We start from the raw sequence: 22,787 nt of genomic DNA, 5'->3' as shown, positions 1-22,787 counted from the left end.
TATTTCATATAATCAGAAAACCCGGCAATTTGCCGGGTTTTTTTATTTGGGGTTTTTGATCATTTCGTAAGAATTTAAAACCACCTACCCTGAGATTTATCCCGTATTCAAAATAGGCTTCCAGACAGGCCAGGAAATTTGCCTGACCTTCTGAGTTTCTACCGAGCCTGGCAATCCCTTGAGCGTCATTTTGCATTCCTTCTTCTGCAACTGAAACCAATGTTTGGTTTTTTTAGTTTCAGTAAGTTCGAAAGTTACCGTGGTAATGTCTTTTTTCGCACCTTCCCAGGTTAGTATTATAATTCGGGATACTCCACTTTAAGCACTTCAACAGAGAAATCACCAAACTTGAATTCCGGGAATTTTCAGGAGATTTGCTTACCTGCTTCGAGATCTGAACTTGCTTCAGAAATAAAAAATTTGCTCAATTCCTTCCGTTTTGTTTTTGTATAGATTACATTTTTTTTTGCGACCTGTATCATTAAACTGATTCTAAGCTTCTCTGGATTCTTCATAAACTGATTTATCGCTTTCTTATTTGACTTTTGCTAAAAGGAAATAATCTATATCTTCAGCTTTTTGAAATATATGAATTCCAGATTCAAAATAATAGCGCTAGTAGCGGGGCCATTTCTTTATGTTATTTTACAATTGTTAGGTACACCTAACTCTATGCCTGAAGCAGCATTTGATGTTCTCTGTATAACTTTGTGGATGGCGATCTGGTGGGTTTCGGAAGCAATTCCCATTTCGGTAACTGCTCTACTGCCCATTATACTTTTTCCACTCACGGGAGCAGTGAGTATAGAAGATACCACTGCAGCATTCGGTCACAAATATGTCTTCCTATACTTAGGTGGATTCATACTCGCAGTGGCTATCGAAAGGTGGGGTTTACATAGAAGGATCGCCTTAAATATCATTCAGTTCATAGGTGCTGATATTAAAAAGATCATTTTGGGATTTATGGTGGCAACAGCATTTCTATCCATGTGGATTAGCAATACTGCTACTTCGGTAATGATGCTTCCTATCGGGACTGCAATTATCAGTCAGTTAAAGGACAACCCGGCAAGTGAGGAAAATGAAAACATGATTTTTGGAAAAGCCCTTATGTTAGCTATTGCTTACAGTGCATCTATAGGTGGAGTGGCAACACTCATTGGAACTCCTCCAAACCTGGTTTTTGCTGGAATCGTTGAAGAAATATATGGGGTTGAGATTAGCTTTACGAAATGGATCATTCTGGGCTTGCCTGTTTCTATCATTCTACTTTTTATATGCTGGAAGTATCTTACCAGCAAAGCTTTTAGTTTTACACAAACTGAATTTCCGGGAGGGAAGGCAGAGATCGACCGACTTAAAACTGAACTGGGTCACATGAGCATACAGGAGAAAAGAGTTTTAGCAGTTTTTGCTATTACTGCATTTTGCTGGATTAGCAGAAGCTATCTCTTACAGCCAGTATTGCCGCTCATAGACGATACCATTATCGCGATGATCGCGGCTGTAGCTCTGTTTCTAATTCCTGCAGGTAAGAGCAACAGAAAACTGGTTACCTGGGAAGAAGCGGTTAAAATTCCCTGGGGAATTATTTTATTATTTGGAGGAGGAATGGCACTCGCAAAAGGTTTTGGTGAAAGCGGTCTGGCAATCTGGATAGGAGAGCAACTAAAGAATCTTGAAAATTTACCATTATTGTTACTTGTGGTTGTATTGATTGCTGCAGTAAATTTTCTTACAGAAGTCACCTCAAACCTGGCCACCACAGCTATGTTGCTACCAATTCTTGCATCAATGGCTTTCGCATTGAATCTACATCCCTATTTCTTGATGGTTGGCGCGACTCTGGCAGCATCATGTGCATTTATGCTTCCTGTGGCAACTCCGCCGAACGCGGTGGTATTTGGTTCAGGTTATCTTAGGATTCCAGATATGATTAAAACAGGTATATGGATGAATATAGTCAGCATAGTATTGCTAAGTCTGATAGTCTATTTCCTACTGCCGTATTTATGGAGTTTTGATCCGGAGGTAATTCCGCAGAAATTTTTAAGAGATAGATCTTAGTTTTCTTCGAATTCTTCTTCTTTGATACTTGCCTTGGTTTGCAGGAAATACTTAGGACTCACACCATATTTCTCTTTGAAAATTTTAGAGAAGTAACTACGATTGTTGAGTCCGATAGATGTTACAATTTCTGAGATGTTCTTTTCTGAAAGTTTCAGCATTTCTTTGGCAGCTTCTAATTTAATATGCTGCATATATTTATTTACAGTAAGATCGTAAACATACTTGAAGCCTTCCTGAAGTTTATTTACATTAGTTCCAGCCTCTTTCGCCAGGGTTTCTACGGAAAGATTTGTGCTAAGATCACCCTGAATTCTTTTGGCAACATAGTTTACCTTTTCAATATCAGACTTTCTTAGGATCTTTGGCAGGTTCTCGCCATTCTCATCATCCTGATACTGGTCTATCTGAATAGTAAGCATTTCAAACGCTTTACCTTCCAGAAACAGGTTACGAAGAAATCCTGTAAAATCTTTGGTATTGATCTCGTCCATTAAGTCTGCCGACTTAATACTATAATTCCCCTGATAGAAAAATTGCTTTTTCGAAACTGAATCTTTAAATAGCTGCTTTAGGGTTGGATCAAGATCTTTAAAATCATAATTGGACCGATGTGCAAAGACAGATCTAATGATCTCCAGGCTTGAAACATGCGTTTGGACATCTTTTTTGAAATATAAGATATGTCCGTCATAACCACTGCTGCTCACAACGATGTTCTGGTAGGTGTCAATACTATGCTCATCATCACTATGCTGAAAGCAATGACTAATACTCCCTTCAGAGCAAAAAATAAATTTTAAGGGGTGTACGGTATTTAGAGAGAAATGAATTTCAACATCCTGCGAAAATCTACAATTGTAGGTAATATAGCCCATGCCGGAGTCAAAACTAATTCCTCGAATAGTACCTTCACCATACTCTGAAGGAATTTCAACTAGAAGTTCGCCGCTACGATTTTGTATATCTGCATCCAGCGATTGCGCTATATTTTGCACAATTTCATTAACCGGTAGCGTTTGAACATCAATTCTCATATAAATACATCTTATTTTTTCGCCTAATAAGATAGGCTTTTTACAGATAAAAATCTTAAAATCTTCGTTCGTAAAATTAATATATGTGTGAAAAAATTAAGAATTTGGAATAGAGAATCTGTCAATAGAGATAATGGTTATGCGAAAAACGTTAGTGTTATGGATAGTTTCAGAAGCAAAAAGTAATTCTTGAACTAATTTTGGGAAATTGGTTAAATTGAAAAAATTTGTTAAAAACAAAAGTCTGATTCCATAGGCTAAGAATTTGGTTTATTTTTCAGTAAAACTATAATTATGAATAAAGATAAAGACAGATCATCGCCTGTACCTAAGGAAGATCGTGACAGTGAACAAAAAGTCAATCAATCTACAGAAACCAGAACTCAGAATTCCAGTTCTAAGTTATGGATAGTAATCGCGATAGTAGCCTTATTCTTACTCATTATTCTTTCTATAACCGGAGTATTATAGTTTAAAACTGTAGCTTCGGTTTTTTCGTAATTATTAGTATTAACACATATAAGAAAATAGTAAATGGCTAAAAACTATTATGATCCTGCAGACCTTAGAAAATTTGGAGAGATTACTGAATGGAGCGAAGAGCTTGGAAATAAGTTTTTTGACTACTACGGTAAAGTGTTCGAAGAAGGAGCGCTTTCTGCCCGTGAAAAGTCATTGATCGCCCTTGCGGTAGCGCATGTTGTAAAATGTCCTTATTGTATCGATGCATATACCAAGGATGGATTACAACGTGGTATTACCAAGGAAGAGATGATGGAAGCTGTTCATGCTGGTGCTGCTATTGAAAGTGGAGCTACACTTGTACATGGTGTCCAAATGATGAATAAATACAAAAAGCTAAGTATGTAAGTTTTTTCTGAAATGAAGAACTAAACATACGTAGAAACAACCATATGATCACAAAATCCCTGAAGGCGCGTAAGGATGATCTTTCAAGCCCTAAGAACCAGTTAGAATTTTTAAGCGAAGGCATATTTGAAGAAGGCGAACTCCCGTATTTCCGGGATAAGATCGCAGAAACTCACAATCTGCCATTTAAACCCAAAAAACTCGAAATCTTACAGCTTAATCTTGGTTATATGTGTAATCAGGTTTGTTCTCATTGCCATGTAGATGCCGGTCCCGATCGTAAGGAGATCATGACGGTAGAAACCATGAAACAATGTCTGGAAGTTATCAAGAATACCGGAGCGCATACGCTGGACCTTACTGGTGGTGCCCCTGAAATGAATCCGAATTTTAGATGGTTTGTGGAAGAAGCTGCGAAAGCAGGGATTCAGGATTTCATTGTTAGATCAAACCTAACGATCATTCTCGCCAACAAGAAGTATCACGACCTACCGGAATTCTTTAAGAAACATAACGTCCACGTGGTTTCTTCATTGCCATTCTATAAAAGAGAAAAAACCGATAAGCAAAGAGGTAGTGGTGTTTTTGATAAATCTATCAAGGCGCTGCAAATGCTGAACGCTGTAGGTTATGCGCAGGAAGGCACAGGTCTAAAACTGGATCTGGTCTATAATCCCTCAGGTGCATTTTTACCAACAGATCAACAGGCAATGGAGCAGGACTTCAAAAAAGCTTTAAAAGAAGATTTTAATATCGATTTTGGCAGTCTGTTCGCAATTACAAATTTACCCATTAGCCGATTCCTTGAATACCTTATAGCTTCTGAAAATTATGAAGATTATATGTATGCCCTGGTAGAGGCTTATAATCCTGCAGCCGTTGAAAACGTGATGTGCACCAATACTATCTCTATTAGTTGGGATGGCTGGTTATACGATTGTGATTTTAATCAGATGCTCGAATTAAAAGTAAATTCGAAAGTTCAGCATATCAGTGAATATAATGAGGATATATTGAATGATCGCAATATTATCATTTCACAACATTGCTACGGTTGTACTGCTGGTGCAGGAAGTAGTTGCCAGGGAACAGTAGCTTAATATGAAATTACAGGGAATCATTTTCAGCTTAATTTTTTTCATTGGAACTTCCGGCTTTAGTCAAAACGCACTGGACGATCTATTGAAAAAATATAATTCTGGCGATGTTGCATACACTTCCGTAGAGCAACTGCGTATGGATCAATTCTATGATGAGGTGATCATTCTCGATGCACGGGAAAGCAATGAGTACAAAACCAGTCATCTTAAGGATTCAAAGTTTATAGGGTATGATAATCTTAATTTTACAGTTCTGGATTCAATTTCCAGGGATAAACAGATCGTAGTATACTGTTCTGTAGGGATTAGATCAGAGAAAATTGCTTGTAAGATTCAGGATCTGGGTTTTAGAAATGTAAAAAATCTGTACGGAGGAATTTTTGAATGGAAAAATACGGGCTATCCTGTTTATAACAATAAAGGCAAGGAAACCGAAAAGGTTCATACTTTTTCAAAACACTGGTCGAAATATCTTAAGAACGGAGAAAAAATTTATTAGGTGTCAAAAGAAAATCTGCTAATCATATTTACAAAAAATCCTGTTCTTGGAAAGGTAAAAACCAGGCTAGCCAAAGGAGTAGGAGTTAAGAAAGCTCTTGAAATTTATAAATTTCTGCTGAAGCATACGAAAGATATAACCGGTAAACTCAACGTAAACAAACAGGTTTATTACGCCTGGAATATCGCTGAAGACGATATCTGGAAAGATGGAGGTTTTCAGAAGAGATTGCAGTTAGAAGGAGATCTGGGAGAGAAAATGGAAGCTGCTTTCAAAGCTGGATTCGACGAAGGCTACAAGAAAATTTTGATTATTGGAAGTGATCTTTACGATCTTGAGACAACAGATCTTGAGGATGCTTTTGAAGAACTTGAAGCTCACGATTATGTTATTGGACCTGCTGAAGACGGTGGATATTACCTTTTGGGTATGAAATCATTAAATTCAGCTTTATTCATCAATAAAGCATGGAGTACTTCGAGCGTATTTGAGCAAAGTCTTCAGGACATGCAGGATGGAACTTATAAAGCGCTGCCACTAAAAAACGATATAGATACGCTGGAAGATATTAAAGATCATCCGGCTTTTCAAAAAATTATAAATAATGACAGATAGAATAAACGAATCGGTAGATTATTTGAAATCCAAAGGATTCGGCGAGCCCGAGGTTGGGATCATATTAGGTACAGGTTTAGGTAAACTACTGGATGATGTTGAAATTGAATTAACCGCCAGTTATAATCATATCCCATATTTTCCAACTGCCACGGTGGAATTTCACAAGGGAAAACTAATTTTTGGTACCCTGGCAGGAAAAAAGGTAGTCATCATGCAGGGGAGATTCCACCTGTATGAAGGTTACAGTCTTTTTGATGTTACATTCCCGGTAAGAGTAATGAAGCGTTTAGGGATGAAACGTTTGCTGGTTTCCAATGCTTCCGGAGCGATCAATCTGGATTATGAAAAAGGGGAGTTGATGCTCATTGATGATCATATTAATCTTCAGGGTGGTTCGCCACTGGCTTTTCATGGCGTTGAACACTTGGGTGAACGATTTGTGGACATGAGCGAACCTTATGATAGATCTATGAACGAGCAATTCGAGAAAACCGCAAAAGAGCTGAATATTACTTTACATAAGGGAGTTTATGCTTCGGTACTGGGGCCTCAACTGGAAACCAGGGCAGAATACAGATATTTAAAAATCATTGGTGCAGATGCTGTTGGAATGAGTACAGTGCCTGAAGTGATTGTGGCCAATCATTTAGGAATCCCAGTTTCAGCAATTTCTGTAATTACAGATAAAGGGGATCCGGATAATCTTGAAAAAGTAGATATTCAGGAAATTCTGGCAATGGCTGCTAAAGCCGAACCTGATATGGTTAAACTATTTAAAGAATTACTTAAGAGATTATAAATGAGTTATTTAGAGATTACTAAAGACGTTTACCGTGAAGCAGCACTTACACCAGATGTGGGACTTTGCTGCACTACGAACCCGATCTGGGAACTTCCGGGATTAAAGATTCCGAAGATCATGCAGGAGATGAATTATGGTTGTGGTTCTACCGTGCATGCCCGGGATCTGACTAATAATCCGCGTACACTTTATGTGGGTGTAGGTGGCGGAATGGAACTTTTACAGTTCGCTTATTTTTCCCGAATGAAATCTGGAGTGGTTGGAGTAGACGTGGTGGATGAAATGCTGGAAGCGTCCCGCAAGAACTTTGTGGAGGCGGAAGCCCAGAATCCATGGTTTAAATCTGAATTTGTTGATCTTAGAAAAGGAGATGCTACGGCATTGCCGGTTGAGGATAACTCTATAGATGTTGCCGCACAGAACTGTCTTTTCAATATTTTTAAAACTGAAGAGCTCACTCAGGCATTGAAGGAAATGTACCGTGTGTTAAAGCCACATGGAAGACTTGTAATGAGTGACCCAACCTGTGAGCAGGAGATGAATGATGAACTTCGAAATGACGAACGCTTAAGAGCGCTTTGTCTTTCCGGAAGCCTGAGCATCAAAGATTATGTAAAAGCATTGACAGATGCCGGCTTTGGAACTATCGAGATCAGGGCCAGAAAGCCTTATAGAATTCTGGATCCCAAAAATTATCCTATAGATGAATTGATCTATATCGAATCTATTGAAGTAGCCGCGATCAAAGATCCTATGCCGGAAGATGGGCCGTGTATCTTTACTGGTAAAGCTGCGATCTATTATGGAGATGAAGATCATCTTGATGATAAAAAAGGACATATTTTATTGAAGAATCAGCCAATTGCAATTTGTGATAAAACTGCAGGTGCATTGGCAGATCTTGGAAGAGATGATATTTACATTAGTGAGTCCACCTGGCATTACGATGGTGGTGGATGTTGCTAATTAAAAAAATCAGATTATGAAGAAGGTATTTTTAAGTTTTCTAATTCTGGTCTCAGGGGCATTTATTTGTCAATCCTGTAACCTTATTTCCAGCGCAGGCTTCAATAGTAATGGATTGCCTACGCCAGATTCTGCAAATACTTCTGCAGCTGCCGAGGAGAAAGTAGATCATTCTGGCTGGGATCAACTATTGAAAAGACATGTGGATAGCGACGGAATGGTAGATTATAAAGGTTTCCAGAAAGATCGGCCAGCACTTGATAAATATTTAAAGATGCTTTCTTCCATGCAGCCAGATGATACCTGGAATCGTGATCAACTTCTGGCATATTATATCAACCTCTATAATGCGTACACGGTGGATCTTATTCTTCGGAATTATCCAACGAAGAGTATTAAGGATATTTCCGGAGCATGGACCAAAGAGTTCGTCAAAATCGGAAATAAGGAAATTTCACTTGGTGCCATTGAAAATAGTCTGTTACGAAAAATGGATGAGCCAAGGATTCACTTTGCGATCAATTGCGCGTCTATAAGCTGTCCAAAACTTATTAATGAAGCTTATACCAGCGAGAATATCGAAAAACAACTGGAAAAGGCTACGAATGAATTTATCAATTCAGATAAAAATGAAATCTCCGCTTCCCAACTGAAGCTTTCATCGATCTTTGATTGGTACAAGAATGATTTTACTGAAAACGGATCTTTGATCGAATACATCAATCAATATTCAGAAGTAAAGATCAATTCGAATGCCCAGGTAGACTACAAGAACTACGACTGGAACCTGAACGAAGCAAAATAAGTTCTGTGATAAGTATCATTATCCCGGTCCATAATGAAGAGAAGCAGCTTCCGGCTTTGCTAAAATACCTGGAAACTGCTTCTTCTACTTATATACGGGAAATTCTTGTTGTGGATGGTGGAAGTACAGATGAAACTTCCCGTCTTGCCATCGAACACCCAAAGGTTACCTATTATCTTTCGGAAAAAGGACGTGCAGTTCAAATGAATTATGGCGCCAAAAATGCAAAAGGTGAACTGCTGTATTTCCTGCATGCCGATAGTTATCCACCAGAAAATTTTGATGATTTTATAATGAAAGCAGTCCGTAAAGGATATAACTGCGGCTGTTTTCAAATGCGTTTTGACAAGGATCACTGGTGGCTAAACCTGATGGGGCACTTCACAAAATTTAATCATCTATCCTGTAGAGGAGGAGATCAATCCCTGTTCGTAACTAAAAATCTCTTTCATTCCCTTAGCGGATTTGACGAAAATTATACGGTTTACGAAGACAACGAGTTTATAAAACGCCTATATGAGCATGGATCATTCACGGTGATTAGGAAATGGCTTACAACTTCTGCGCGTTTATACGAGCGTATGGGTGTCTGGAAAACGCAAAAGTTATTTCTTGAGATCTACTGGAAAAGAAGATTTGGTGCTAGTGCTGAAGATCTGCGTTCTCATTATTGCAAACGGATTAATTCCTGAAGCTACCGTAAAATCTTTTTAGCTCCTTCTCTGCTGGTTTATTTTGTGGCGTAAATCTGGAATTTTCGAGTCCGCCGCTATTGGTTCGTTGATGCCATTTCCAAAGAAAACCACCCGCAAACCACTCTTTAGACCAAACCTGTTCAAAAAGAACTTTATAAGCATTTGCCTGTAAATTTAAATTGAGACCGGGATGTTCCCGTTCAGAATTCCATGGAGTTTTCAAGGCATGATCAATACTTCTATAACCAAATTCTGTAAAAATTATCTTTTTCTCAAATTTGTCAGATACAGATTCAAGTGAACTAAGATGAGGTTCCCAGCCTTCTTTTATTTGATCAATATCGGGAGAAGCTTCGTCACTTATAGGAAAGTAAGCGTCCACGCCTATATAATCCAGCTCATCCCAGATCGTAGTTTGATCATATTTATCCCAGTTTTCCGTATAAGTGATTTCCCCGCTGTATATTTTTCTTACTTCGGAAATCAGGTTTTTCCAGAAATGAGGTCTAATGCTCACAAAATTAAAAAGTTCGGTTCCAATACAGAATAACTCTACATTGAGTTCTTCTGAAATTTTAGCATATAATAGAATAAATTCGGCGTAAGATGCTTCGAATTGCTTCCAGTCTTCTTCAGTTTTAAAACTAAGGTTTCCGGTAAAGGTTCCATTCCTAATCCAGATCTGTGGTTTAACCATAATCTTTAGATTGCGCTCTCTTAATTTTGAAACGGTATGCTCAATACCTTCCTTGCGTTCACCAAACCACTGCCGATTAATGTTAAATTTTAGCTGAGGTTCCTGGCTGTCTGGTAGAAAACCAAAGGGCATCAGGGCAATGTAATTGGCTTCAGTTTCAGCAACATAGTTTACTTCAGTATCGAGAATAGAATCCCGGGAAGCCACGAGGCTAATCCCATTCATTTCTGGAGACCGTTGATTTGTTTGACAGGACGCTGTTAGTAAACCGACCATTAGAAAGACCTGAAATACAATGAGTGCCGATTTCCACTGCATGATTGAGCGATTATTGAGGAGTAAAATTGGGTTTGTGGTTATTTTCAGTTTACTTTACTAAGTGCCTTTCCGGCCTGTAGCAAATTATAAAAATAAATGGAGCATATCGTTATCATTGGAAATGGAATTGCAGGTATCACTGCTGCCCGGCATATTAGAAAAGCTTCAGACTGCAAGATCACCGTAATTTCCGGGGAATCTGACTATTTTTTCTCACGTACAGCTTTGATGTATGTCTATATGGGACATATGAAATGGGACCATCTAAAACCTTATGAAGACTGGTTCTGGGAGAAGAATCGAATAGAACTTAAGAATGCCTGGGTTGATCACATAGATTTTCAACACAAAGAACTTAGTTTTTCTTCCGAAGAAACATTGCACTACGACAAGCTAATTCTGGCTACCGGTTCATTACCAAATCGCTTTGGCTGGCCAGGAGAAAATCTCAATGGTGTTCAGGGAATGGTCACTAAGCAGGACCTGGAAAAGCTGGAGGAAAGAACTTCTGGTATCAAACAGGCGGTAGTTATTGGTGGCGGACTCATTGGCGTGGAACTGGCAGAAATGCTGCATGCACGCAAGATTCCGGTGACTTTACTGGTGAGAGAAAAAGGCTTTTGGAGTAGCGTATTGCCACCACAGGATGCAAAGATGATCTCTGAGCATATCCTTGCGCATGGAATAGACCTTCGTCACGAAACGGAACTGGAGGAGATTCTTGGAGATGAACAGGGTAACGTTCGTGGTATTAGAACCAAATCTGGAGAAGAGATCACTTGCGAATTTGTTGGTCTCTGCGCGGGTGTAAAACCTAATATCAACTTTCTTGAGAATCTGGAAATCGAAACCGAAAAAGGCATTCTCGTGAACGAATTCCTTGAAACCAGTGTTCCCGATGTTTACGCAATTGGTGATTGTGCACAACAAAGAAAAGCCATAGGAGAACGAAAACCGGTGGAAGCAGTCTGGTACACTGGCAGGATCATGGGTGAAACTGTAGCCAGAACGATTACTGGAAACCGAACTCCCTACCAACCGGGAAATTGGTTTAACTCGGCTAAATTCTTCGATATCGAATATCAAACCTACGGCTGGGTGTTTAATAAGCCTGGTCAAAATGAGCAGCATTTTCACTGGCAGCACGAAAGTGGAGAAAAGGCGATCACGATCGCTTTTGATACTGAGTCAGCAAAATTCAAGGGTATCAATACCTTCGGAATACGAATGCGACAGGAGGTATTCGATAAATGGCTGAATGAAGGAAAGACGATAAACCACGTTTTATCAAACCTCAAAGCAGCCAATTTTGATCCCGAATTTTATGAGCATCACGAGGCCGAGATCTTTAAAAGTTTTACAAACAACTTACAAAGCACCTAATGAGTAGAATTGAACAAAATATGTCTGTAACCGGCGAAGCTGCAGCATCTCTTAATACAGGACAGAAATTATCGACTTTGCTTGGGATGTCTGGACTCATCATTCTTTGTCTCGCTGCTTTCAATCTAAATTTCCCTAACAAGATTCTTTGGCTAAGTATTGCTTTAGGCTCGATCACTGCAGGAATTGTGTGGTTTGCTCAGGCTACCTATTCGGGAACGCATGCAGGCATTAAGAACGATGGTGTATGGTTTAAGAGTATGACCAGCCGCGGGTACGTTGCTTATCTTACCGGTGTTGGATTGACCGGATTCTATATATTGCTTTATTTTTATCCCCAATATCTTGGTTTACGGGCAGAAGGGGGTAACGTTGGATTGATCGCTCTTTTCGATCCTTTAAGTTATTTGTTAAGTGGCAATCCCGCTAGCCAGTGGTTCGTGTATGGAACTCTATATACCATCGCTATTCTGGCTTTTGGAGTGAAATTTCTTTGGAAGTACCGGCATAACCGCTATGAGAAACTAAGAACTTTTAGTGTGATGTTCTTTCAGCTGGCATTCGCATTTCTCATTCCTGAATTTATGTCCAGGCTTAACGACGATGGGATGAACCTGCCGTATTATGATCTTAAGAATATCTGGCCACTTAATTATTATAATTTCGAACAATACCGGGTAGATGGTTTTCTTTCATCAGGTAATATAGGACTGGCTTTGCTTATTTTCGGTGTGGTTTCAATTTTTGTGATCACCCCGATTCTGACTTATAAATACGGAAAAAGATGGTACTGCAGCTGGGTTTGTGGTTGTGGAGGTCTCGCTGAAACTGCTGGTGATCCATACCGCCAACTTTCAGATAAGAGTCTTTTTGCCTGGAAGGTTGAGCGATGGGTGGTGCATAGTGTACTTGTTTTCGTCGTTTTAATGACTACCGCTGTCATCTACAGTTACCTTGGCTATGATTCATCAAAATACTGGCTTACAAGAGATGTTTTCCTTATTGGGGTTGGGGTTTTTCTAAGCCTCTTGTTTGCAGCGATCTGGTATTATAAGAGAGAAGAATTACAGAAAGACGCAAGATACGGTGCAATTGGATACCTCGTGATCATCCTGGGATTAATAGCTTTTCACTATTTCGGCGGACAGAATTTATTCTTATTTAATGCAGAAAGCCTTCGCCAGGCTTATGGTTTTCTGATAGGGTCGATATTTAGCGGAGTCATTGGAACCGGTTTTTATCCAATTTTCGGGAATCGCGTATGGTGTAGATTTGGTTGCCCAATGGCGGCAATTTTAGGAATGCAACAACGTCTATTCTCAAAATTCAGAATTACGACCAATGGCGGCCAGTGTATTTCCTGTGGAAACTGTTCTACCTATTGCGAAATGGGGATCGATGTACGGGCATACGCGCAAAAAGGTGAGAACATCGTTCGATCCAGTTGTGTTGGCTGCGGAATCTGCTCAGCGGTTTGTCCCAGAGGTGTACTCAAACTGGAGAATGGATCTACCAGTAACCGGATAACGGCAGAAGAAGGAGTTGTGGGAGATAATGTAGATCTTTTGGATCTTCTGAAGCAGAAAAGCTTATAAATTGTAAGGAGTTCGCTTATTTTCGCACTTCTTAAGCTGAACTGAATAACTACGCATGCATTCTTCCATTAAAGTGATCATTCCAGCCTTTAACGAAGCCGATTCAATAGGTTTAGTGATCAAGGACATTCCGGATATCGTGGAAGAAGTGATCGTGGTTAGCAACAATTCTACAGATGCTACTGAAGCAAATGCTGCCGCCGCAGGTGCTACTGTGCTGCGGGAGAATAGAAAAGGCTATGGCTATGCCTGCTTAAGAGGAATGCAATACATCTCTGAACAGTCGGCTAAACCAGATATTATTGTATTTCTGGATGGAGATTATTCAGATTATCCTTCAGAATTAGTAAGGATCATTCAGCCGATCATTGATGATAACAAAGATTTCGTTGTAGGAGCGAGGGTAAAAGAATGGCGGGAAACTGGTTCGATGACCTTTCCGCAGATCTTTGGAAATTGGCTGGCTACAAGTTTGATGAAATTGTTATTCAATTCTACGTTTACAGATCTTGGACCTTTTCGAGCAATCAAATATGAGAAATTACTTCAGCTGGAGATGCAGGATAAAACCTATGGGTGGACGGTTGAAATGCAATTAAAAGCACTTCGGAAAAATTTAGATTATTCCGAGATCCCAGTGCATTATCGAAATCGGATCGGGGTTTCCAAAGTTTCAGGAACACTTAAAGGTGCTATCTTTGCAGGTGTGAAAATATTAGGATGGATCTTCAAATACAGTTTTAAATGATAGACCTGCTGGTGATCATACTATACACGTTTGCGTTGCTGGTTATTTTCATCTACAGCCTCTCGCAGCTACACCTTTTGCTAAATTACTTCAAAGCTATAAAGTCTAGTGACACTTCAGAAAAATTCAACTTCGAAGCGAATGATGACTACCCCATTGTTACCATACAATTGCCGCTCTATAACGAAGAATACGTAGTTGAACGGTTACTGAAAAATATTGCCAGAATAGAATATCCAAGGGAAAAACTCGAAATCCAGGTCCTGGATGATTCTACAGATGATTCTGTAAACATCACTTCTAAACTTATTAAAAGTCTTAGCCAGCAAGGATTGGATATACAGCATATCTGCAGGCAAACACGCACTGGATTTAAGGCCGGAGCTTTGAAAGAAGGTCTGAAAATCGCTCGTGGAGAGTATATCGCGGTATTTGATTCAGATTTCGTACCTGGCAGAAATTGGCTAAAACAAACATTGCCCTATTTTAAAAATTCCAGGATTGGTGTGGTGCAAACCCGTTGGGGACATCTAAATCGTGATTATTCGCTACTAACCAGGATACAGGCTTTCGCGCTTGATTTTCATTTTATACTGGAACAAACCGGAAGAAATTTTGGTCGCAATTTTATTAATTTCAACGGGACAGCGGGAATCTGGCGAAAGGTGTGTATTCTCGATGCCGGGAACTGGAGTGGCGATACACTTACAGAAGATCTTGATCTCAGTTATAGGGCCCAGATGAAAAAATGGGAATTCAAATACCTTGAAAATGTAGAAACTCCAGCCGAATTACCCGTGGTGATTAGTGCAGCAAGGAGTCAGCAGTTTCGATGGAACAAAGGTGCTGCCGAAAATTTCAGGAAGAACTATGGAAAATTATTAAGAGATAAATCGGCATCATTCAGTACCAAGTTTCATGGGTTCTTTCATCTTTTGAACTCCAGTATGTTTTTGATCGTTTTGTTTCTTGCGGTGCTAAGTTTGCCGGTACTTTACATCAAGAATTCCAATCCGGCTTTCGACTGGTATTTTAATCTGGTCGCAGTATTTGCTCTAAGTACGCTTATCTTTTTTCTTTGTTACTATGTTGCCTGGTCAAGAATACATGGAAAAGGACTCAGATCCTTTCTTAAGTTTGTAGGGATGTTTCTCACCTTTTTTTCAATAGCGATGGGGTTTTCAGTTCATAATTCACTCGCTGTTCTGGAAGGTCATCTCGGGAAACGCTCAGAATTTATAAGAACTCCAAAATTCAATATTGGAGAAAGTGGTGGTAAATGGAAGGGTAATAAATATCTATCGGGCAAGTTTTCAAGAAATATCATTATTGAAGGCGTACTATTTCTTTATTTTGGCTTTGCAATTTTTAGCGCATTCCGACTTCAGGAATTCGGACTCATTATTTTCCACCTTATGCTTTTCGCCGGATTTGGTTTCGTTTTCATTCAAAGTTTAAAGTCTGAAGTTTAACTAACTTAGTCGGAAATCTTCGTACCGGAATGGATCTAAAACTACTCAGGCTTTACAAATTCCCAATGCTTATAGCGCTCTCCTGTGTAGCCTTTTACTGGAGTTTTGCATATGGATTAGTCCGCGAAGATTTTGGTCGGCTGGTGATGCTTTATACAGCCTTATGCATACTTAGTTACAAGCTTTATAACTTACTTCGTCACAATTTCAAATTCCTGGTCATACTCGCGATCATATTTAGATTAGTCTTCTTATTCGCACTTCCAGAACTTTCACAGGATTATTTCAGATTTATTTGGGATGGCCAGCTTATTAATGCAGGGATTAATCCATATCTATTTATTCCTTCGGAAATTTCTAATGAGCTTAATTTTTCAAATACCGAAGTTTTATTACAGGGAATGGGAAGCCTTAGCGCAGGACATTATTCAAACTATCCACCGGTTAATCAGCTGCTATTTGCAGTTTCCTCGTTTCTAGCAAATTCCAGCCAATTGCTGAATGTGATGTTTCTAAGATCGCTAATTATTCTGGCCGATCTCGGCACAGTGTTTTTTGGTGCTCGTTTGCTTTCAAATCTCGGAATGTCCAGGAGTAGGATCTTTCTCTATATTCTCAATCCTTTCATAATCATTGAAATGACGGGAAATCTGCATTTTGAATCGGTCATGGTGTTTTTCCTGGTCTGGTCACTCTATTTATTACATAATAATCGCTGGATAGCTTCTGCTATAGTGCTTGGTTTGTCCATTTCTGTCAAACTATTACCACTGCTTTTTCTGCCACTATTTTTTGGTTTTTTTCTGAAGAATCCGAAGCTGGCTTTCGTAAAGTTGCTTGGATTTTACAGCCTGGTAATCCTAACGCTGGTGATCTCCTTTGCACCATTTTATTCCGAAGAGGTAATGGCAAATTTCATGGCGAGTGTTGGATTATGGTTTGGCAAGTTTGAATTTAATGCCTCAGTATATTATTTGGTGAGGTGGGTAGGTTTTCAGGTGAAAGGATATAACATCATTGAGGCTGCTGGCAAGATCTTACCTCTAATTACATTTGTTACGATCATATTACTCACTTTTTTACGGAAGAATGGGACGATGCAGGACTTAATAAATAGTATGCTATTCGGTATTGTTGTTTACCTACTTCTGTCCACAACAGTGCATCCCTGGTATCTGGCAATTCCACTCTTTCTAAGTGTGTTCACAAGATTTAGACTTATGCTCATCTGGTCCTTGCTGGTCATCCTGAGTTATTCGGCTTATTCCAATGCTCAATATGATGAAAATCTATGGCTGGTAGCCTCAGAATATATTATAGTAATTGGATATTTCCTGTATGAACTATTCCTTCAGAAAAGTTCTAAGCCTGTGGATCGGGTTTATTAGATTTCTTCAGAAGATAGATATCACGCATATAGATGAGTGCACCAAAGAAATGTGCAGCCATAAGTACCGGGTCTTCTCGAAATATTCCGTAGGTAAAAAGCAAGCTGGAACCTATTAAACTAAGGACCCAGAAACCCAGCGGTAATGAAGATTCCTGATTTACTTCAGAATAATACCACTGGTAAAAAAATCTTGAGGTATATACAATTTGAGCTACCAGACCTAAAGCGATGATCCAGCCGGCAATATTTTCAGACCTAAGGACATCATCCCAGGTTTGTGTTCCGAAAAAAGTGATATAGGCGGCAATCGCAAAAGGGAAAATAATGACGAGGCCTTTAAAAAAGATATTTCGGTTTTTCCATTCGTTCATTAAAGAAAGATTTCTCCAGTATACTCCGTAGATGAGGAACTGTCCTAACATGATGGCGAAATCATCCCGCAAATATCCATAGGTAAACAGCAAGATAGAGGCAAGTAAACTGAGTTTCCAGAACAATACAGGCGTTTCAACTTCCTTGGATTTTTCCGAAAGAAACCATTGACTTATCAGTCTAGCACTAAATAATAGCTGCGCTAAAAAACCTATTGCAAATATTGGCCAGTTCTCCATTTTAGTTCTTCATTCTTTTGAGGATCTTCTTTAAACTATTCTTCATCATAGATTGAGCACTTACAGAGAATGCAAAATCCTTACTATCATCAGGAACTTTCAACTCAGACCGTACGTGGCTGTTATAAACACTAACTTTTTCATTTAAATTAATGATTTCCAGCGACACCTTGGTCACATTGGCCTCACCAGGATCGATATTCCCTATCTGTAGAGATCCAAGATCGTCTGCAGGCTTTTCAGCTTTAATATTGATAAAATAGTCATAGCCTTTTGCTCTTGAAGATAATTGTTCAAGATATTCAGCGGAGTTATTGAAACCAGGCTGTGAGTTGATCAAAGTCACCGACGTGTCCTGTATGCTCACTAGTTTCCCATCGGGGATACGATCTTCTAATTTGTCAAAAATCAGTTCTCGCAATTCAAGCCGAACGCTTTCCGGGGCATCAATGATATTTAGTAAATAGGTGCCTTCAGGAAAACTGTAAGTTTTTTGCGAATTATTGGAGAACACATAACTTGGTGTATTACAGGATTGTATTGAGATTGTGACGAGGATAAAAAAAACCAGTTTCTTCATGGAATATAAAACAGAAAAGCTGCTCAATATTAGGCAATTTCGCCTGTTGAGCAGCTTCAATGTAAGGTAATTATTTGTTAATTACATTTCCAGGAGATAGGCAAATATGAGCGGTGCAACGATGGTCGCATCACTTTCAATAATATGTTTAGGAGTGTTGATGTCAAGTTTCCCCCAGGTGATCTTCTCATTTGGAACAGCTCCGGAGTACGAACCGTAACTGGTTGTAGAATCTGAAATCTGACAGAAATAACTCCAGAAAGGAGTTTCTGTACGCTCCATATCCTGATAAAGCATTGGAACCACGCAAATTGGGAAATCCCCGGCAATACCACCACCAATCTGGAAGAATCCAATCCCATCCTTAGAATTTTCAGTATACCAGTCGGCAAGGAAGGTCATATATTCAATTCCAGATTTCATAGTGCTGGCCTTCAGTTCACCTTTAAGCACGTATGAAGCGAAGATATTTCCCAAAGTAGAATCTTCCCATCCAGGAACCACCATGGGCAGGTTCTTTTCCGCAGCAGCATACATCCAGGAATCTTTTAAGTCGATCTCGTAATGCTCCTCCATAACTCCGCTTAGCAATAATTTGTGCAGAAATTCATGCGGGAAATAACGTTCTCCTTTTTCTTCAGCATCCTTCCAGATCTTAAAAATATGATCCTGAATTCTACGAAAAGCCTCTTCCTCAGGAATACAGGTATCTGTAACCCGGTTTAGACCTTTCTCCAATAGATCCCACTCATCCTGAGCGGTAAGGTCACGATAATTTGGAACTCGTTTATAATGTGAATGTGCTACAAGATTCATGACGTCCTCTTCCAGGTTTGCCCCGGTACAGGAAACGATATGCACCTTGTCCTGGCGAATCATCTCGGCAAAGATCTTTCCTATCTCTGCAGTACTCATTGCCCCGGCAAGAGAAACAAGCATTTTTGAACCGCCTTGCAGCTGTTTTTCGTAATCTTTTGCAGCATCTACTAACGCCGCCGCATTAAAATGCAGGTAATATTTTTCTATAAATTGGGAAATATGTCCTTTACTCATCTTCGTCTTCTTCTGTGAAATTTTGGTATTTAAATTTGTAGCTCAGCATTTTGTAATAAAGTTTTGCAGCCAGGAAGTCTGAAGATTTCTCTTTCTTATCCGGGCAAAGTTCTACGATATCAAAGCCAACTACATTCTTTTTCTTGAACATCATTTTCAAAAATTCCAGGGTTTCATACCAGAATAATCCGCCTGGCTCCGGAGTACCGGTTGAAGGCATGATACTCGGGTCAAAAGCGTCAAGATCTATGGTGATAAACACGTTTGGAGTCATTTGTCCAATCGCATCTTCCTGCCAGTCTTCATAAAGATCATGCGCGAAATATACCTGATTCTCGTCCATATGATCTTTTTCTGAAATGTCCATAGAGCGTATTCCTACCTGAATAAGGTTGGTAGTTTTACTGGCTTCATGAAGCGCACAGGCATGGTTGCAGGTTGAACCTTCGTACTCAGGTCTAAGATCTGCATGAGCATCCAGTTGTACAACCGTAAGGTCTGAGAAAGATTCATTAAAAGCTTTGATGCTACCAATAGAAACTGAATGTTCACCTCCGAATAGAGTTACGAATTTCTCCTGTTTAATATAGTTTTTGGTGGTTTTGTAAACCGCTTCGACCATTTTTTCCGGAGAAGAATCCTCGGTCACCGGTGGTGCCAGGTAGATTCCCTTTTTGTAAACCTCGGTATTTGTCTCGATATCATACAGCTCCATATTTTCTGAAGCATCTAAAAATGCATCCGGACCTTTATCGGCTCCTTTTTGCCAGGTACTGGTTCCGTCATACGGCACAGGAATCAATACCACTTTTGCTTCGTCTATACGAGCATATTTATCGGGTATCCCGGCGTAATTCTTTTTGCTCATGGCTAATTGAATTGTTTAGTTAGTTGTTTATTAGTTGGTTAAAGGTATCGTTTTAATTATTTCTATCATAGCCAAGAATACTTAGCATGTCTTCAGAGTTCTGTTGTTCGCTGAAAAGTTTCGTTGTGATCTTGTCATCTTCATCCCGGTCGATTAAAATATGTTTTGGCTGCGGAATAAGACAATGCTGTAATCCGCCGAAACCTCCAATCGTATCCTGATATGCACCGGTATTGAAGAACCCAATATATAAAGGTTTCTCTTTTTTAAACTTCGGAAGATAGATCGCGTTGGTATGTTGTTCAGAATTATAATAATCGTCACTGTCGCAGGTTAGTCCTCCCAGCAAAACTCTTTCATACTCATCATTCCACCTGTTTACTGCCAGCATGACGAATTTCTTGCTGATCGCCCAGGTATCTGGCAATGTAGTGATGAACGAAGAGTTGATCATATTCCATTTTTCACGGTCATTCTGCTGTTTCTGATATAAAACCTCGTAGATCGCACCGCCACTTTCACCAACAGTAAAACTTCCAAACTCAGTAAAGATATTTGGAACATCTACGCCAGCTTCTTCACAGGTTAGTTTGATCTGGTTAATGATTTCATCAACCATATAAGCATAATCATAATCAAATGCCAGTGAGTTCTTGATAGGAAATCCACCACCAATGTTCAGGCTATCCAGGCTAGGGCATAGTTTCTTTAAATTGGTGTATACTTTCAAACATTTATTCAATTCGTTCCAGTAGTAGGCCGTATCGCGAATCCCGGTGTTAATGAAAAAATGTAGCATTTTAAGGTCAACCTGATCGTTATCCTTCAGTTGTTTATGAAAAAAAGGAACGATGTTCTGGTATCCAATTCCCAATCTTGAGGTATAAAATTCAAATTTTGGCTCTTCTTCAGAAGCGATTCTTATTCCTACCTGGAATTTCCCGTCCACTTTTTCTGAAAGTAAATCCAGTTCTTCGTAATTATCGATCACAGGAATACACTTTTTGTGTCCGCTATTGATCAGTCTACTTATGTTTTCAACGTATTGATCTCTTTTGAAGCCATTACAAATTACCCAATGATCATTGGATATCTTTCCTGCAGCTTTAAGCTTTTCAACAATGTTAATATCAAAAGCTGAAGAAGTTTCAATGTGTATGTCATTTCTTAAAGCTTCCTTGAGAACATGTTCAAAATGGGAGCTTTTAGTGCAATAACAGTAATTATAGGAACCTTTATAATCATGTTTTTCCAGAGCGGCCTGAAACCAGCCTTTTGCCCTATTGATATTCTGTGATATTTTAGGCAAGTATGTAAACTTGAGGGGAGCGCCATACTGCTCCACAAGCTTCATAAGATCAATATCATGAAATTTTAATTGTGTTCCTTCCAGTGAAAATTCTTCCTGTGGAAAGTAATAAGTCTGGTCTATGAGATCGCTGTACTTTGTATTCAATTTGCGTAAATGATTTTAGAGCTAAAAATTAGATAATAATTGATAGGGTCAAAAAGATCGACTAATAAATTAATGTTAAGATAAGAGATAGGCTCGCTCCATTGCGTAACGATAGTAATCTGATCGTCATGGAGTTGCAATGCTGAAGGCTTTTCAGCTAATAAAAAGATATTTTTATTCAATTACCTAAAGATCGACAGGAAGCCAGGGAAATTGATCCGACTTTTGACATGGTAAATGTATTTAAAATTAAAATAGAAAAGCTAAAAAATGAATTAGTGCATTCCAAGATTGATAACCTCCTGTTCAGTAAGGTTTCTGGTGCGCCCGCGAGATAGATCTTTCTTGGTTAGACCTCCAAAAACAACGCGATCCAGGCTTTCTACATCGTACCCCATGCTCTTAAAGATCCTGGTTACAATATGTTCCTTAATGCTGTAAAGTTCGATCCCAACTTCAGTATGAGGTTTGTCGTCAATAAAGCTAATGCTGGTCACGATCACTTTAGAACCTTCAAGGAAAACACCTTTTTCGATAGATTCAAGATCTTCCCTGGAAAGAGCTTTACTAAGCGTCACGTGGTAGATCTGGCGTATTCCGTTCTTAGGTTTGGCCAGTTTTTTAGCAAGAGTTCCATCATTGGTGAATAGCAAGAGACCCTTGGCCTGATTGTCTAATTTACCTACCGGACTAACTCTGGCATCGGTCACTTTTGAAACAAGCTCCATCACAGTTTTACCACCTTTTTCAGGGTTTCCAGTTACAAAAAATCCAGCAGGTTTATTCAGAAGTATATATTGTGGTTTCTCCGGGTTGATTCGGCGACCATCAAAACGAACATCGTCTTCAAGTTTTACCCTATAACCCATTTCTGTAACAGACTTCCCGTTTACAGTAACATTTCCTGCAGCAATGTACATATCTGCATCTCTACGGGAACAAATTCCAGAGTTTGCGATATATTTATTTAGACGAATACCTTCGGTATTGGAAAGCGGACTCTTCTGCATTTTCGGTTTTACCGGAGCATTCCCACGTGCGTGAGATTTTTTCCTGGTACCACCACCTTGTCTACCACTATTCTTACCACCTGTAGATCTATCGTTTCTGCTCATTGCCAAAATTTTTGCAAAGATACGTTATCCCGCATGAGG

The 22,787-nt window shown here is 39.3% G+C and carries 24 protein-coding genes; 15 read left to right on the top strand and 9 right to left on the bottom strand.

From position 1 onward, the window contains the following. Positions 1 to 4: 4 nt before the first annotated feature. Positions 5 to 220, bottom strand: coding sequence for a hypothetical protein (locus tag ACSHZO_RS04740; RefSeq protein ID WP_298246002.1), 216 nt, complete (start codon positions 218 to 220; stop codon positions 5 to 7). 368 nt (positions 221 to 588) lie between these two features. Here ACSHZO_RS04740 and ACSHZO_RS04735 point away from each other — a divergent pair, with 368 nt between their 5' ends. Continuing rightward, positions 589 to 2,070, top strand: coding sequence for an SLC13 family permease (locus ACSHZO_RS04735; protein ID WP_298246003.1), 1,482 nt, complete (start codon positions 589 to 591; stop codon positions 2,068 to 2,070). Here the strand turns inward: ACSHZO_RS04735 and ACSHZO_RS04730 are convergent. Next, entirely contained in the window at positions 2,067 to 3,107 is a 1,041-nt protein-coding gene (locus ACSHZO_RS04730; protein ID WP_298246004.1) for an AraC family transcriptional regulator, read from the bottom strand. The two genes, ACSHZO_RS04735 and ACSHZO_RS04730, sit on opposite strands and share 4 nt — an antisense overlap. Before the next feature lie 294 nt (positions 3,108 to 3,401). On the opposite strand from ACSHZO_RS04730, the gene ACSHZO_RS04725 reads away from it, so the two are divergent. The 9 genes from ACSHZO_RS04725 (at position 3,402) to ACSHZO_RS04685 (ending at position 9,459) form a co-directional block, all read left to right on the top strand. After that, positions 3,402 to 3,578, top strand: coding sequence for a hypothetical protein (locus tag ACSHZO_RS04725; RefSeq protein WP_295178331.1), 177 nt, complete (start codon positions 3,402 to 3,404; stop codon positions 3,576 to 3,578). A 63-nt stretch (positions 3,579 to 3,641) separates the two neighbouring features. After that, positions 3,642 to 3,977 (top strand): arsenosugar biosynthesis-associated peroxidase-like protein, encoded by a 336-nt coding sequence (locus tag ACSHZO_RS04720; RefSeq protein WP_141878980.1) that lies wholly within the window; start codon positions 3,642 to 3,644, stop codon positions 3,975 to 3,977. Positions 3,978 to 4,021: 44 nt separating this feature from the next. Next, complete coding sequence (arsS, locus tag ACSHZO_RS04715; protein WP_298246005.1) at positions 4,022 to 5,077, top strand: arsenosugar biosynthesis radical SAM (seleno)protein ArsS; 1,056 nt, start codon at positions 4,022 to 4,024, stop codon at positions 5,075 to 5,077. Between the two features lies 1 nt (position 5,078). Continuing rightward, entirely contained in the window at positions 5,079 to 5,576 is a 498-nt protein-coding gene (locus tag ACSHZO_RS04710) for a rhodanese-like domain-containing protein (RefSeq protein WP_298246006.1), read from the top strand. Then, the gene (locus tag ACSHZO_RS04705) at positions 5,577 to 6,191 is read left to right on the top strand and encodes a TIGR04282 family arsenosugar biosynthesis glycosyltransferase (RefSeq protein ID WP_298246007.1); all 615 of its coding nucleotides are present in this window, start codon (positions 5,577 to 5,579) and stop codon (positions 6,189 to 6,191) included. After that, positions 6,181 to 6,993, top strand: a complete 813-nt coding sequence (locus tag ACSHZO_RS04700; RefSeq protein WP_298246008.1) for a purine-nucleoside phosphorylase — start codon at positions 6,181 to 6,183, stop codon at positions 6,991 to 6,993. Before ACSHZO_RS04705 ends, ACSHZO_RS04700 begins: the two co-directional genes overlap by 11 nt. Beyond that, the gene (gene arsM, locus ACSHZO_RS04695) at positions 6,994 to 7,962 is read left to right on the top strand and encodes an arsenosugar biosynthesis arsenite methyltransferase ArsM (protein WP_298246009.1); all 969 of its coding nucleotides are present in this window, start codon (positions 6,994 to 6,996) and stop codon (positions 7,960 to 7,962) included. A 16-nt stretch (positions 7,963 to 7,978) separates the two neighbouring features. After that, positions 7,979 to 8,767 (top strand): DUF547 domain-containing protein, encoded by a 789-nt coding sequence (locus ACSHZO_RS04690; RefSeq protein WP_298246010.1) that lies wholly within the window; start codon positions 7,979 to 7,981, stop codon positions 8,765 to 8,767. A 5-nt stretch (positions 8,768 to 8,772) separates the two neighbouring features. Further along, on the top strand, positions 8,773 to 9,459 hold the full coding sequence (locus tag ACSHZO_RS04685) for a TIGR04283 family arsenosugar biosynthesis glycosyltransferase (protein WP_298246011.1): 687 nt from the start codon (positions 8,773 to 8,775) through the stop codon (positions 9,457 to 9,459). Here ACSHZO_RS04685 and ACSHZO_RS04680 read toward each other — a convergent pair. Then, on the bottom strand, positions 9,449 to 10,477 hold the full coding sequence (locus ACSHZO_RS04680; RefSeq protein ID WP_298246012.1) for a glycoside hydrolase family 113: 1,029 nt from the start codon (positions 10,475 to 10,477) through the stop codon (positions 9,449 to 9,451). The two genes, ACSHZO_RS04685 and ACSHZO_RS04680, sit on opposite strands and share 11 nt — an antisense overlap. Before the next feature lie 96 nt (positions 10,478 to 10,573). Between ACSHZO_RS04680 and ACSHZO_RS04675 the strand changes: the two genes are divergently transcribed. Genes ACSHZO_RS04675 through ACSHZO_RS04655 form a run of 5 tightly spaced genes read left to right on the top strand, consistent with a single transcriptional unit; the run spans position 10,574 to position 17,063 of the window. Then, a complete protein-coding gene (locus ACSHZO_RS04675) occupies positions 10,574 to 11,860 on the top strand; it encodes an NAD(P)/FAD-dependent oxidoreductase (protein WP_298246013.1) in 1,287 nt (428 codons plus the stop codon). Further along, a complete protein-coding gene (locus ACSHZO_RS04670; RefSeq protein ID WP_298246014.1) occupies positions 11,860 to 13,455 on the top strand; it encodes a 4Fe-4S binding protein in 1,596 nt (531 codons plus the stop codon). The genes ACSHZO_RS04675 and ACSHZO_RS04670 overlap by 1 nt, the downstream gene beginning before the upstream one ends. 55 nt (positions 13,456 to 13,510) lie before the next feature. Then, positions 13,511 to 14,203: a glycosyltransferase family 2 protein gene (locus tag ACSHZO_RS04665; RefSeq protein WP_298246015.1), complete on the top strand. Its 693-nt coding sequence runs from the start codon at positions 13,511 to 13,513 to the stop codon at positions 14,201 to 14,203. Continuing rightward, positions 14,200 to 15,675, top strand: a complete 1,476-nt coding sequence (locus ACSHZO_RS04660) for a cellulose synthase family protein (RefSeq protein ID WP_298246016.1) — start codon at positions 14,200 to 14,202, stop codon at positions 15,673 to 15,675. The genes ACSHZO_RS04665 and ACSHZO_RS04660 overlap by 4 nt, the downstream gene beginning before the upstream one ends. Before the next feature lie 29 nt (positions 15,676 to 15,704). Continuing rightward, positions 15,705 to 17,063, top strand: coding sequence for a mannosyltransferase (locus ACSHZO_RS04655; RefSeq protein WP_298246017.1), 1,359 nt, complete (start codon positions 15,705 to 15,707; stop codon positions 17,061 to 17,063). On the opposite strand, the gene ACSHZO_RS04650 is transcribed toward ACSHZO_RS04655, so the two are convergent. The 6 genes from ACSHZO_RS04650 to ACSHZO_RS04625 all read right to left on the bottom strand — a co-directional run bounded on the left by ACSHZO_RS04650 (position 17,038) and on the right by ACSHZO_RS04625 (position 22,748). Beyond that, on the bottom strand, positions 17,038 to 17,676 hold the full coding sequence (locus ACSHZO_RS04650; protein WP_295178296.1) for a lipid-A-disaccharide synthase N-terminal domain-containing protein: 639 nt from the start codon (positions 17,674 to 17,676) through the stop codon (positions 17,038 to 17,040). The genes ACSHZO_RS04655 and ACSHZO_RS04650 overlap by 26 nt on opposite strands. A gap of 1 nt (position 17,677) precedes the next feature. Then, positions 17,678 to 18,256 (bottom strand): hypothetical protein, encoded by a 579-nt coding sequence (locus ACSHZO_RS04645; RefSeq protein ID WP_298331772.1) that lies wholly within the window; start codon positions 18,254 to 18,256, stop codon positions 17,678 to 17,680. Positions 18,257 to 18,337: 81 nt separating this feature from the next. Further along, a complete protein-coding gene (locus ACSHZO_RS04640) occupies positions 18,338 to 19,309 on the bottom strand; it encodes a deoxyhypusine synthase family protein (protein ID WP_298246019.1) in 972 nt (323 codons plus the stop codon). Next, positions 19,302 to 20,177: an agmatinase gene (gene speB, locus ACSHZO_RS04635; RefSeq protein ID WP_295178289.1), complete on the bottom strand. Its 876-nt coding sequence runs from the start codon at positions 20,175 to 20,177 to the stop codon at positions 19,302 to 19,304. Before speB ends, ACSHZO_RS04640 begins: the two co-directional genes overlap by 8 nt. A gap of 52 nt (positions 20,178 to 20,229) precedes the next feature. Further along, complete coding sequence (locus tag ACSHZO_RS04630) at positions 20,230 to 21,633, bottom strand: arginine decarboxylase (RefSeq protein WP_298246020.1); 1,404 nt, start codon at positions 21,631 to 21,633, stop codon at positions 20,230 to 20,232. A 275-nt stretch (positions 21,634 to 21,908) separates the two neighbouring features. Then, positions 21,909 to 22,748 (bottom strand): pseudouridine synthase, encoded by an 840-nt coding sequence (locus tag ACSHZO_RS04625; protein ID WP_298246021.1) that lies wholly within the window; start codon positions 22,746 to 22,748, stop codon positions 21,909 to 21,911. Between the last annotated feature and the right edge of the window lie 39 nt (positions 22,749 to 22,787).

Source organism: Christiangramia sp. 3-2217-3z (assembly GCF_051195275.1).
GTDB classification, from domain to species: domain Bacteria; phylum Bacteroidota; class Bacteroidia; order Flavobacteriales; family Flavobacteriaceae; genus Christiangramia; species Christiangramia marina.
This window is presented reverse-complemented; position numbering and strand designations above follow the sequence as displayed.